Below are 11763 nucleotides of genomic sequence, written 5' to 3'. Positions count from 1 at the left end.
GAGGCATGTCCCGGTGACGCGCCCGCCAGCCTCGGCAGCAGCGCCTCCCGCGCCGATGGGCCGTGCCGGAAATGGGCGCAGTCGAGGCAGTTGCGACGCCCCATAGGATGGTGCAGTCAGGCTGGATCATGGCCCGAAAGGCCGGTCACCGCTCCGGGTGGAGCAGCGCCATCAGGGTGATATCGGTCCAGCCGCCATCGATGAATTCGGCCTGACGCAGCACGCCCTCGATCTCGAAGCCCAAATGGCGATAGAGCGCGATGGCCGCCGTATTGACACTGTGCACGCGCAGCGACAGCCGCCGCAGATTGAGGTGGCGCCAGCAATAGTCGATGGCCAGCTGCATCGCCTGCCGCCCATAGCCCTGGCCGCGCTGCTCCTTCCTGCCGATCAGAATGCCCAGCGAGGCCGAGCGGTGGATCGGATCGATCTCCATGATCTGGACATGGCCGATGATCTCCGCGCTGCCCATGCGGCGGATCGCAAAGAAGACCCGCGCGTGATCCCCGGCGGCATTGAGCCAGAAATCGCTCTGCCGCTGGAGGTTCTGGGGCACATAGGGGCGGTTGAGCCGGGTGATTTCCGGATCATCGTCCCACATGCACAGGGAGGGCAGGTCGACCGGCAGGATCGGCCCCAGAGCAATCGCTTCGGTGCGGATCATGCCCCTGCCCTGCCTTTGTGAAGGATCAACATCATCAGGCGGATCGATCAGCCAAGCAGGCTTGTCGTGCTGCTCGACGTGCCCGTGGTGCTGGTCGAGGAGGGACTCGTCAGGGCACTGAGAATGTCGCTGAACGACGTGCCGCCGCCATGGTGGTGCCCGCCATGATGTGCCTTCGCGGGGGCGGGCGTGGTGGTTGTGGCCGCCTGTGTGGTGTTGGTCGAAGGCGTCGCGGCCTGAGCGCTGCCGGTCACGGCGGAGAGGAGCGAGGAAGCGGCGCCACTCACGCTACCAAGGGAAAGTGTCATATGCGTATACCCTCAAGGAGACCAGCCTGACCCTGGCTGATCGGGCTTTCCCTCCGCGATCGGATATCCGGCAACATGGCTGATAAAAGGTTAAATTTGGCCGGTGCGACAATGTAACAGATGGTCGCCCGGCCCCGCCGAACGGGCCTGAATCCGGTCCGGCGCAGAGCGTTTGGCCGATAAGGCAATGGGCCCGGCTGCATCGGCAACCGGGCCCATCATCATGCGCGGCAAGGTATCAATGGACGCTGCGATCCGCCTGCCGATCAGACCAGAGCCGTATTCCGCTCCAGCAGGGCTTTGGCCTTCGCCTCAAAGGCGGAGGCGCGACGGCGATGCCTTTCGGCGAGCCTGGCATTGGGGGATTGCGCTTTCTCGCGCTCCTCATCTGCCCTTACACGATAATAGGCCGCGTCGATTTCGTCGAACATGGGTCATCCTCTCATGACGATCACCTTTTGGCGATTCGCCTGATCCTGATAGAACCCCAATGTTTCGTATTCAGGGCAATTGTTACAACGTCCAAAGAAGAAAAGCTTCTTTATGATTAACACATGTTCACTCTTCGCAATTCGCGTCTGAATTTGTGCATCTGCACAATTCACGAACGCAAACTGCGAAAAGCCCATCACCAACCTATGCAATAATACTCTTATAGGCCGAGACGAAGGCCACAGCCCGCTCGCGCACGGTCTCGCTGCTGTCACCCACCTTGTAGAGCGAACCGCCCAGCCCGGCGCCCGCCGCGCCTGCCGCCATCCACTCGCCCAGATTGTCGACGCTCACGCCGCCCACGGCCAGCACCGGCACATTCTTGGGCAGCACCGAGCGCTGCGCCTTCAGCACAGCGGGGCTGGCCCCCTCGGCGGGGAACAGCTTCAGGCCATGGGCACCGGCCTCCAGCGCCGCAAAGGCCTCGGTCGGGGTGAAATAGCCCGGCAGCGCGGCCATGCCCGCCGCCACCGCCGCGCTGATCACCGTGGGATTGCTGTTGGGCGAAACCATCAACCGCCCGCCGCGCTCGGCGACATTGGCCACATCCTCGACACTCAGCATCGTGCCCGCGCCGACCAGCACATGGCGGTCATAGCGCTTGGCGATCAGACCGATGGAATCGAGCGGCTCGGGCGAATTGAGCGGCACCTCGATCATGGTGAAACCGGCCTCGACCAGCCCATCGGCGATGTCGATGATCTCGTCGGGGCGCACGCCGCGCAGGATGGCCACCAGCGGGCAGCGGCCCATGGCTTCGGTGAAATCGGCGGTGATGGTCATGCGCATTCCTTCCAGATCTGCAAAATTCCGGCGGCGAAGCTGGCATGGCTGTCGACCGCGATGGCGCGCCCGCCCGCCTCCTCGATGGCGGCGGCATAGAGCCCGCCCAGATAGGGGTCGGCCAGCACATAGACCTCCTCCCCCTTGGCCAGCGCGCGGCTGGCGATGTCGCTGCCGATCAGCAAGCCGCTGGTGTAGGCTGCGCAGTCTTCCTCGGCACGCAGCCCCAGCAGAGCCGCCGCGCGCACGCCAAACAGGTGGCGCAGCAGGCGACTGTCGAGCCCGTCGGCCACGCCGCTGCGGAAGGCCGGGCCATCGGAGACCTCGCCCGAAAGGAAACTGCCGATCAGGCTGTGGGCCTTGAGCAGGGCGAACATCTCGCCGGTCATGCTGGTGGAGAAATGGCTCACGGTTTCGCCGCGCATCCGTGCCCATTTGCAATGGGTGCCCGGCTGGCACAGCAGACCATCGGCAGGCGCCAGACCGGCGGCCACCGCGCCCAGCAACTGCACTTCCTCGCCGCGCATCACATCGCCGCTCTGACCTTCCGCGATGGAAAGGCCCGGCACGATGGCGGTGCGCCCCGGCTCGACCCAATGCAGCCCCTCGGCCAGCGCCTGCGTTCCGGCCGGGCAGGAGACGTAAGGCACATTGGCCCAGCCCCTGGCCGAACCGACCATCCCCGCACACAGCATCGGCAGATCGCCGAATTGCGCGCGGATCGCAGCGGCCTCGGCCGGGAAGGTGCCCGGCGTTACCGAAAGCAGGCCCTTGTCGTCGCGCTCGCTGGCCTCGACTGTGCCGTCGGCGGCAAAGCGATAGACCCGCCGGTTGGTGGTGCCCCAGTCGACACCCAGAAAGGCGCCCCGAGTCATCTTGCTCGCCATATTACCACCACACTCCATACAGGATCGCCAGAATGACCAGGATCAGCACCGCGGGCCAGATTGAAGCCCCGCGTAGTGCGAAAATCGACTGTATCCAAACGAATACGGTTGGATCCAGCAGCCGCCGGACGGGCCAGCGACACCACCACCGCCAGCACCAGCGACAGGGCAAAGATGATCAGCATGCGGTTCATGAAGGGGATCGCGCTCAAGGCCTCGATCCCGCTGAAACGGAAGAAGATGCTCAGGATCACCGAGGCGATGGCGCCCATCAGCGCGCCATTCTCCGTCGCGCGCGGCCAGAACAGGCCGAGCAGGAAGATCACCGTGATGCCCGGCGTGACGAAGCCGGAGAACTCCTGAATATACTGGAACGCCTGATCGAGGCTGCCCAGCAGCGGGCGCGCCGTCAGGATCGCGATCACGATGGAAACGCTGGCGGCGATGCGGCCCACGCGAACCAGATGGGTCTCGCTCTTCTGCCCATGGGCGAACCATTTGGCATAGACATCCAGCGTGAAGATGGTGGCGATCGAGTTGATCTTGCTGGCGGTGGAGGCGACGATGGCCGCCACCAGCGCGGCAAAGACAAGCCCCAGCAGGCCGGGCGGCAGCATGCGCATCATGGTGGGATAGGCCAGATCGGGCTTGCCCAGATCGGGCGCCAGCATCACGGCGGCGATGCCCGGCAGCACGATGATGACCGGCATGATCAGCTTGAGGAAACCGGCCAGCACCATGCCGCGCTGCGCTTCCTGCAAGCTCTTGGCGGCCAGACCACGCTGGATGATGTACTGGTTGCAGCCCCAATAGGCGATGTTGGCAATCCACATGCCACCGATGATCACCGACAGGCCCGGCAGATCCTTGTAATGCGGATCGCCCGATTTCAGGATCATATGGAAGTGATCGGGCACCTTGTTCACCAGCGTGTGCCAGCCATGGAACACATCGCCGCCGCCGATCTTGCCCAGCGTCAGCCAGGCGATGATCAGCCCGCCCGTCACCAGCAGCGCGACCTGCACGATGTCGGTCAGCGCCACGGCCTTGAGACCGCCACGGATCTGATAGAGCAGCGCGAAAATGCCCAGCCCGGCCAGAGCCAGATCCTGATTGACGCCCGCCACCTGCACCACGGCAATCGAACCCAGCCAGATGATCGAGGTCAGGTTCACGAAGACATAGAGCACCAGCCAGAACACCGCCATCACCGCGCGCAGGCGGGGCCCGAAGCGCTGCTCCAGAAACTGGGGCATGGTGGTGATGTCGTGCTTGAGGAAGATCGGCAGGAAGAATTTGGCCACGATCAGCAGGGTCGCCGCCGCCATCCATTCATAGCTGGCGATGGCCAAACCGATGGCATAGCCGGAGCCCGCCATGCCCACGATCTGCTCAGCGGAAATGTTGGCCGCGATCAGCGAGGCGCCGATGGCCCACCATGGCAGGGCCTTACTGGCCAGAAAATAGTCGGTGGTGTCGGTTTCATGCCCGGCCTTGCGCCGCGACACCACTTGAGCCAGCACGAAGATGAAGACGGCATAGGCCCCCACCATCGCCAGATCCAGGCTTGAGAGTTGCATCCCCTTTTCCCTTCGATCGACGCGGGGGCACTGGCGCGTGCCGTGCCTCCCTGCGCATTATGGTGTTTTCAGGCAGCGAAAGTGTGAGGCGGCAGGCCAGTAAAGCCGGTCTCCACCTCGAACAGGCAGCCGGCGTGAGGTTCGTTCTCCACGCCATCGGCGGCGCTGGTTACGAACATGCGGTCCAGATTGTCGCCCGCGAAGACGCATTTGGTGATCTGGCTGGCGGGCAGTTCGATAAAGCGCTCGCGCGTGCCATCGGGCAGGAAGCGGCTGATGCAGGCCGCGCCCCAATGCGCGATCCAGATGCCGCCCGCGCTGTCGCAGCACATGCCGTCGGGCGAGCCCCATTCTTCCGGGAATTGCAGAAAGGTCTCGCGCGGGCCGAGTTCGCCATCAGCGCCGATGGCAAAGCGATAGACGCGGCCCAGCAGGCTGTCGGTGTGATAGAGCGTGGCGCCATCGCCGCTGATCGTGGGACCATTGGCGATATGATAGCCTGCATCCACCTGCCGCACCGAAAGATCGGCATCAAGGCGGTAAAGGTGACCACCCGCCCCCTGCCCGTCCATCTGCATCGTGCCCGCCCAGATGCGCCCGCGCGCATCGACGCAGGCATCGTTCATGCGGTTGCCGGGCCGGTCGGGCTCGGGCGCATGGATGCGCTCCAGCGCGAAGGGTTCGAGGGTCAGCGTATGAAAGCCGCTCTTGAGCCCGGCGATAAAGCCGCCTTGCGCGCGGGGCAGCAGCCAGCCGATCATCTCGGGGCAATCCCAATCGACCAAGCCCCCATCATCGAGCCCAAGGCGATTGACCTTCTGCCCGATGATATCGACCCAATAGAGCGCCCGATCCTGCGGGCACCACACCGGCCCCTCGCCGAGGCTATCCCGGCGAGAGCGCTCGACGATGCGCAGCTTTGCTGGTGTGGGCTCCATATCAGTGGCTGTCGCGCGGCACGCCGTGGACCTGGGCCACGCGCTGATATTTGACCGCGCTTTCCAGCACGGCGCCTGTCGCGAACTGCCCGGTCTCGCGGCGGTGGATGTCCTGCCATGGCGTCTGGCTTTCGGGGAAAGCGTAAGGCGCATCGACCAGAGCGGCGCGGCGCTCGGCCAGTTCGGCATCGCTGACCAGCAGATTGGCGCTGCGGTCCTTCAGGCTGATACGGATGCGGTCGCCCGTCTTCAGCAGCGCCAGACCGCCGCCCACCGCCGCCTCGGGGCTGGCGTTGAGGATCGAGGGGCTGCCTGACGTGCCCGACTGACGCCCGTCACCGATGCAGGGCAAGGCATCCACCCCGGCGCGGATCAGCGCGGCAGGCGGGCGCATGTTCACGACTTCTGCACCGCCCGGATAGCCGATGGGCCCGGCGCCGCGGATCACCAGAATGGTGTTGGCGTCGATCTCCAGCGCGGGATCGTCGATGCGGTGATGGTAATCCTCGGGGCCCTCGAAGACCACGACCTTACCCTCGAAGGCCTCGGGATCGTCGGGGTTGGAGAGGTAACGCTTGCGGAAGTCTTCGCCGATCACGCTGGTTTTCATCACCGCCGCATCGAAGAGATTGCCGGACAGCACGGTCAGGCCTGCGGCAGGCTTCAGCGGGCGATCGAGCGGACGGATCACATCCTCATCCTTGATGCGCGCTTCGGCCACATTTTCAGCCACGCTGCGGCCATTCACCGTCAGCGCATCGCCATGGAGGAGCCCCGCGCGCTGCAGCTCGCCCATCACGGCGGGGACGCCACCGGCGCGGAAGTAATCCTCGCCCAGATATTCGCCCGCCGGTTGCAGATTGACCAGCAGCGGCACATCGGCGCCATGCTCTTCCCAGTCGGAGAGGCTCAGCTCGACGCCGATATGGCGGGCGATGGCGTTCAAATGGATCGGGGCATTGGTGCTGCCACCAATCGCCGAATTGACGCGGATCGCGTTGAGGAAGGCCTCACGCGTCAGCACATCGCTGGGCTTGCGGTCGGCGCGGACCATTTCGACGATCTGCTTGCCGGTGTAATAGGCGCATTCCTGACGGTCGCGATGCGGCGCGGGGATCGCCGCCGAGCCGGGCAGGCTCATGCCCAGCGCCTCGGTCAGGCTGTTCATCGTGGTCGCGGTGCCCATCGTGTTGCAGAAACCGGTCGAGGGCGCGGAGGAAGCCACCAGCTCGATAAAGCCCTTATAGTCGATCTCGCCGGCGGCCAGCATCTGGCGCGCCTGCCATACGATGGTGCCGCTGCCGGTGCGCTTGCCCTGATGCCAGCCGTTGAGCATCGGCCCGACCGACAGCGCGATGGCAGGCAGATTGACCGTGGCCGCCGCCATCAGGCAGGCGGGCGTGGTCTTGTCGCAGCCGATGGTCAGCACCACGCCGTCGATGGGATAGCCAAACAGCACTTCGGAAAGGCTGAGATAAGCCAGATTGCGGTCGATACCCGCCGTGGGGCGCTTGCCGGTTTCCTGGATCGGATGGATCGGGAATTCGATGGGGATGCCGCCAGCCTCACGGATGCCGTCCTTCACGCGGTCGGCCAGCACGAGGTGGTGGCGGTTGCACGGCGACAGGTCACTGCCGGTCTGGGCGATGCCGATGATCGGGCGATCGGACTGCAACTCCTCGATCGAAAGACCGTAATTGAGGTAGCGCTCCAGATAGAGCGCCGTCATGTCGGGCGATTCAGGGTTGTTGAACCAGGCGCGTGAACGCAATTCTTTGGGGCCCTTACCTTCAGTCACAATCATCCTCGATCCGCTACATGCCTGGCGCCTTGCTGATCCGGTCGAGCGGCGCACCAAGCTCATTGACCTGATTGAGCGCATATATCATATAAAACGGACATGGAAGAGGAACATCATGTGAACGGCACCCCAATCCGCTTGGCACTCGTTGGAATCGGCAAGATCGCCCGCGATCAGCACATCCCCGCCATCGCCGCCAACCCCGCTTTCGATCTGGTCGCCACGGTCAGCCCCTCCAGCCGTGTGGAGGGCATCACGGCCTTTCACGACCTGCCCTCCCTGCTGGCGGCGGGGCTCGACGTGCAGGCGGTCAGCCTCTGCACCCCGCCCGAGGTGCGCACCACCATCGCCCGCGAGGCGCTGGCCGCCGGTCTGCATGTGATGCTGGAAAAGCCTCCGGCAGTGGCGCTGTCGCAGGCGCAGGTGCTGGTGGCGGATGCCGGAAAAGCACAGCGCGCGCTGTTCGCAACCTGGCATTCGCGTGAGGCCGGGCATGTCGATGCGGCGCGCGACTGGCTTTCCGGACGCAGCCTCAAGAGCGTGCGAATCGCCTGGCGCGAGGATGTGCGGCGCTGGCATCCGGGGCAGGAATGGATTTTCGCGGCTGGTGGATTCGGGGTTTTCGATCCGGGAATCAACGCTCTGTCGATCCTGACGCGAATCATGCCCGGCGCGGTCGCCATGGACGCGGCGTCGCTCGATATCCCGGAGAATCGCGAATCTCCCATCGCCGCCAGCCTGTCCATGCGCCATGCCTGCGGCGCGCCGATCTCGGCCGAGTTCGACTTCCTCCAGACCGGGCCGCAGACCTGGGAAATCGCCATCGAGACCAGCGACGGCACCCTGCTGCTGCGCGATGGCGGCAGCAAGATGCTGATCGACGGCGAAGCCCAGCCCGATCATCCCGATGCGGAATATCCGCGCCTTTACGCCCGCTTTGCCGAATTGGTGCGCAGCGCCGCCGTCGATGTCGATCTGGCGCCGCTCACGCTGGTGGCCGATGCCTTTATGGTCGGGCAGCAACAGCGGGTCGCGCCTTTTGAATTTTAAACGCAGCGCAACCGGGGAAAATCGCGATTTTCCCATATGGTGAGATCACTTGCGAGTGCCTCGCAGCATTCCCCGGTTGCATCCGAAGCCAAACTGCTATTTATCGTACAATATGACATGGGCAGAGGCCTGCACCGATGGAGAGGAAAGCCGACATGCGAAAGACAATGGGGTCGGGCATTGCCCTGGCCGTCCTGATGGCCGGGCCCGCCCTGGCAGGTGACGTGCAGCGCAAGCCTTTCGGCACCATGCCCGACGGCAGCGCGGTCGAGGCGATCACGCTGGACAATGGCAAGGGCATCAGCGCCACGATCCTGACCCTTGGCGCCAGCGTGCAGGCGTTGATCGTGCCCGACCGCAATGGCAAGAAGGCCGATGTGGTGCTGGGCTATGACGATCTGGCCGGCTATCTTGCCAAGCCGAACTATTTCGGCGCCACGGTCGGCCGTGTCGCCAATCGCATCGCCAAGGGCCAGTTCACGCTCAACGGCAAGCGGTACCAGACCCCGGTCAACGATGGCCCCAATGCGCTGCATGGCGGCACCAAGGGCTTTGACAAGGTCGTGTGGTCGGTGGTCTCGACCAAGGGCGGCGCCACCCCCAGCGTGACGCTGCGCTATGTCAGCCCCGACGGCGATCAGGGCTATCCCGGCACGCTGACTGCCACGGCCACCTACAGCCTTGACGACAAGGGCAATTTCGCTGTCGATTACGGCGCCACCACCGATGCGCCGACCGTGGTCAACCTCTCCAACCACACCTATTGGAACCTCAATGGCGAGGGCTCGGCGGCGGGCGCGATGGGGCATCTCATGATGATCCCGGCCACCACCTATTCCCCCACCGACGCCACCGCCATCCCCACCGGCGAGTTCCGCCCGGTGGCCGGCACGCCCTTCGATTTCCGCACCCCCACCGCCATCGGCCTGCGCGTGCGCGATGGGCGCGACGAGCAGATCCGCTTCGGGCGCGGTTACGATCACAATTGGGTGGTCAGCCGCACCAAGCCGGGCGCCATGCAGACCATGGCGCGGGTCGAAGATCCGCTTTCGGGCCGGGTGATGGAGGTGCTCTCCGATCAGCCGGGTATCCAGTTCTATTCGGGCAATTTCCTCGACGGCACGATCACCGGCAAGGCAGGCCATATCTATCGCGAGGGCGATACCGTCGTGCTGGAGCCGCAGATGTTCCCCGACACGCCCAACCGTCCGGAGTTCGGTTCGGTGCGGCTCGATCCGGGCCAGACCTATGCCAATCACATCATCTATCGCTTCTCCACAAAGCGCTGACAGCAAGACATAATCACGGAGTGATGCAATGAAGAAACTGATCCTCGCCGTGCTTGCGGGCACGGTGGCCTTTGCCACGCCCGCCGCCGCCCGCGACCGCTGGACGCCCGAGCAGGCCAAGAGCTGGTACGGCCCGCAGCGCTGGCTGGTGGGCGCCAATTACCTGCCCGCCAACGCCATCAACCAGTTCGAGATGTGGCAGCCCGAAACCTTCGATCCGGCGCGCATCGATCTGGAGCTGGGCTGGGCGCAGAAGATGGGCATGAACACCATGCGCGTCTTCCTGCATGACCAGCTTTGGGAAAAGGACCCCAAGGGCTTTGCCAAGCGCATCGACACCTTCCTGACCATCGCGCACAAGCATGGCATCAAGCCGCTCTTCGTGCTGTTCGACAGCTGCTGGGATCCCGATCCCAAGATGGGCCCGCAGCATCCGCCGATCCCCGGCGTGCACAATTCGGGCTGGGTGCAGGCGCCCGGCACGACCGCCCTGCAGGACCCCAAGCAATATCCGCGCCTTGAGGCCTATGTGAAGGGCGTCGTCGGCGCCTTCGCCAAGGATGACCGCATTCTGGGCTGGGATGTGTGGAACGAGCCCGACAATGGCGCCGATCAATACCCCGGCCAGCCCGCCAACAAGACCCAGCTCGTCACCCAACTGCTGCCCAGCGTGTTCCAGTGGGCGCGTTCGGCCAACCCCACCCAGCCGCTGACCAGCGGCGTATGGCTGGGCACCGACTGGGCGCCGAATGAGAAGCATCGCCCGATCGAGGACGTGCAGCTCAACGAATCCGACGTCATCACCTTCCACGACTACAGCTGGCCCGAGACCATGGAGCTGCGGATGACCAAGCTGGAGGCCTATGGCCGCCCGATCATCTGCACCGAATATATGGCGCGCGGCGCGGGATCGACCTTCGACGGATCGCTGCCGCTGGGCAAGAAGCACAAGATCGGCATGATCAACTGGGGCTTTGTCGACGGCAAGGAGCAGACCCGCATGCCCTGGGACAGCTGGCAGCGCCCCTATGTCGGCGGCGTGACGCCAACCCTGTGGTTCCACGATGTGCTGCACACCGATGGCACGCCCTACCGTCAGGCCGAGGTCGATCTGATCACCAAGCTGACGTCCAATTAAATGATTATTGACCCCGGCTTTTTACGAAAAGCCGGGGTTTTTCAGACTTCCTGCCGCTCCGCATCGGCGATCAGCAGCATCACCTCGCGGATGATCAGGCTCATCGCCGTATGAGCGCCCGCGCTGTCGCGCGCCTCGATGGCCACTTTCACCGCGCGATGCGCCGGAAGGCTGGCGGTGCGCCCCTTGAAGCGGTTGGTGAAGCGGATCGAGGTGCGCAGCGCCGTCTCCACCACATCGCGGAACTGGGCGTAGAACGGATTGTTCGAGGCCGCGAGAATGGCAACATGGAAGGCGATATCCGCATCGAGCGGATCGTCATGCCCGGCCTCGGCCGCGACCATGCGCTGATAGCCCGCCTCGATCATCGCCAGCCCTTCGGGCGTGGCCTTGCGGGCGGCAAGTTCTGCGGCGGCAGGCTCGATCGAGACGCGCAATTCGCTGAAATGACGCAGGAGGTTGATCGAGAACTTCCGCTCCAGCAACCAGCGCAACACATCGGGGTCGAACAGATTCCATCCGGCCTCGGGCTGGATGATCGTGCCCTGCCGAGGGCGGGCGCTGAGCAGGCCCTTGGTGGTCAGCATCTTGACCGCCTCACGCGTGACCGAACGGCTGACGGCATAGGACTGGGCCAGCTCGGCCTCTGTCGGGAAGCTTTTGCCGGCGAACTCGCCCGTGACAATCGCCCGGCCCAAGGCGTCGAGCATGCTATATGTCAGATTTTTGCCCAAATGAGATTGTTCCACAATCACCCCACCAGTATCCACAGTATCGGGCTAGCAACCATATCGACCAATGCAATCCTTTGCGTTGCCTATTCGGGTATCAGT

At 64.3% G+C, this 11763-nt stretch carries 12 protein-coding genes; 3 read left to right on the top strand and 9 right to left on the bottom strand.

All coding sequences use genetic code 11. The annotated features are described in order from the left end of the window. Positions 1-145: 145 nt before the first annotated feature. From ABDW49_RS07485 to ABDW49_RS07450, 8 genes are all read right to left on the bottom strand, one after another. Entirely contained in the window at positions 146-664 is a 519-nt protein-coding gene (locus ABDW49_RS07485; RefSeq protein WP_343610861.1) for a GNAT family protein, read from the bottom strand. 47 nt (positions 665-711) lie between these two features. Then, on the bottom strand, positions 712-972 hold the full coding sequence (locus ABDW49_RS07480; protein ID WP_343610859.1) for a hypothetical protein: 261 nt from the start codon (positions 970-972) through the stop codon (positions 712-714). Positions 973-1238: 266 nt separating this feature from the next. Continuing rightward, positions 1239-1403 carry a hypothetical protein gene (locus tag ABDW49_RS07475; protein WP_343610858.1) on the bottom strand — a complete coding sequence of 55 codons (165 nt, stop codon included), beginning with the start codon at positions 1401-1403 and terminating at the stop codon, positions 1239-1241. A gap of 205 nt (positions 1404-1608) precedes the next feature. Then, positions 1609-2247 carry a 2-dehydro-3-deoxy-6-phosphogalactonate aldolase gene (locus ABDW49_RS07470; protein WP_343610857.1) on the bottom strand — a complete coding sequence of 213 codons (639 nt, stop codon included), beginning with the start codon at positions 2245-2247 and terminating at the stop codon, positions 1609-1611. After that, entirely contained in the window at positions 2244-3122 is an 879-nt protein-coding gene (locus ABDW49_RS07465) for a 2-dehydro-3-deoxygalactonokinase (RefSeq protein ID WP_343610855.1), read from the bottom strand. The genes ABDW49_RS07470 and ABDW49_RS07465 overlap by 4 nt, the downstream gene beginning before the upstream one ends. Continuing rightward, positions 3119-4714: a sodium/sugar symporter gene (locus ABDW49_RS07460; RefSeq protein WP_343610853.1), complete on the bottom strand. Its 1596-nt coding sequence runs from the start codon at positions 4712-4714 to the stop codon at positions 3119-3121. The genes ABDW49_RS07465 and ABDW49_RS07460 overlap by 4 nt, the downstream gene beginning before the upstream one ends. A gap of 68 nt (positions 4715-4782) precedes the next feature. Then, positions 4783-5652 carry an SMP-30/gluconolactonase/LRE family protein gene (locus ABDW49_RS07455; protein ID WP_343610852.1) on the bottom strand — a complete coding sequence of 290 codons (870 nt, stop codon included), beginning with the start codon at positions 5650-5652 and terminating at the stop codon, positions 4783-4785. 1 nt (position 5653) lies between these two features. Next, complete coding sequence (locus ABDW49_RS07450; protein ID WP_343610851.1) at positions 5654-7456, bottom strand: IlvD/Edd family dehydratase; 1803 nt, start codon at positions 7454-7456, stop codon at positions 5654-5656. 114 nt (positions 7457-7570) lie between these two features. Between ABDW49_RS07450 and ABDW49_RS07445 the strand changes: the two genes are divergently transcribed. The 3 genes from ABDW49_RS07445 to ABDW49_RS07435 all read left to right on the top strand — a co-directional run bounded on the left by ABDW49_RS07445 (position 7571) and on the right by ABDW49_RS07435 (position 10930). Then, positions 7571-8503: a Gfo/Idh/MocA family oxidoreductase gene (locus ABDW49_RS07445; protein ID WP_343610849.1), complete on the top strand. Its 933-nt coding sequence runs from the start codon at positions 7571-7573 to the stop codon at positions 8501-8503. Between the two features lie 155 nt (positions 8504-8658). Further along, positions 8659-9792, top strand: a complete 1134-nt coding sequence (locus tag ABDW49_RS07440; RefSeq protein ID WP_343610847.1) for an aldose epimerase family protein — start codon at positions 8659-8661, stop codon at positions 9790-9792. Between the two features lie 28 nt (positions 9793-9820). Next, positions 9821-10930 (top strand): cellulase family glycosylhydrolase, encoded by a 1110-nt coding sequence (locus ABDW49_RS07435; RefSeq protein ID WP_343610845.1) that lies wholly within the window; start codon positions 9821-9823, stop codon positions 10928-10930. Between the two features lie 41 nt (positions 10931-10971). Here ABDW49_RS07435 and ABDW49_RS07430 read toward each other — a convergent pair whose 3' ends face one another. Further along, positions 10972-11640 (bottom strand): FadR/GntR family transcriptional regulator, encoded by a 669-nt coding sequence (locus tag ABDW49_RS07430; RefSeq protein ID WP_343610843.1) that lies wholly within the window; start codon positions 11638-11640, stop codon positions 10972-10974. Positions 11641-11763: the final 123 nt, after the last annotated feature.

The sequence above is a fragment of the Novosphingobium sp. genome (assembly GCF_039595395.1).
GTDB lineage: Bacteria > Pseudomonadota > Alphaproteobacteria > Sphingomonadales > Sphingomonadaceae > Novosphingobium.
Note: the sequence above shows the minus strand (reverse complement) of the source record. Positions and strands in the feature narration are given on the sequence as shown.

Excerpts from the sequence above, each read along its gene's own strand:
- ABDW49_RS07485 (WP_343610861.1), bottom strand. The coding sequence starts at position 664 with ATGATCCGCACCGAAGCGATTGCTCTGGGGCCGATCCTGCCGGTCGAC.
- ABDW49_RS07480 (WP_343610859.1), bottom strand. The coding sequence starts at position 972 with ATGACACTTTCCCTTGGTAGCGTGAGTGGCGCCGCTTCCTCGCTCCTC.
- ABDW49_RS07475 (WP_343610858.1), bottom strand. The coding sequence starts at position 1,403 with ATGTTCGACGAAATCGACGCGGCCTATTATCGTGTAAGGGCAGATGAG.
- ABDW49_RS07470 (WP_343610857.1), bottom strand. The coding sequence starts at position 2,247 with ATGACCATCACCGCCGATTTCACCGAAGCCATGGGCCGCTGCCCGCTG.
- ABDW49_RS07465 (WP_343610855.1), bottom strand. The coding sequence starts at position 3,122 with ATGACTCGGGGCGCCTTTCTGGGTGTCGACTGGGGCACCACCAACCGG.
- ABDW49_RS07460 (WP_343610853.1), bottom strand. The coding sequence starts at position 4,714 with ATGCAACTCTCAAGCCTGGATCTGGCGATGGTGGGGGCCTATGCCGTC.
- ABDW49_RS07455 (WP_343610852.1), bottom strand. The coding sequence starts at position 5,652 with ATGGAGCCCACACCAGCAAAGCTGCGCATCGTCGAGCGCTCTCGCCGG.
- ABDW49_RS07450 (WP_343610851.1), bottom strand. The coding sequence starts at position 7,456 with ATGATTGTGACTGAAGGTAAGGGCCCCAAAGAATTGCGTTCACGCGCC.
- ABDW49_RS07440 (WP_343610847.1), top strand. The coding sequence starts at position 8,659 with ATGCGAAAGACAATGGGGTCGGGCATTGCCCTGGCCGTCCTGATGGCC.
- ABDW49_RS07435 (WP_343610845.1), top strand. The coding sequence starts at position 9,821 with ATGAAGAAACTGATCCTCGCCGTGCTTGCGGGCACGGTGGCCTTTGCC.
- ABDW49_RS07430 (WP_343610843.1), bottom strand. The coding sequence starts at position 11,640 with ATGCTCGACGCCTTGGGCCGGGCGATTGTCACGGGCGAGTTCGCCGGC.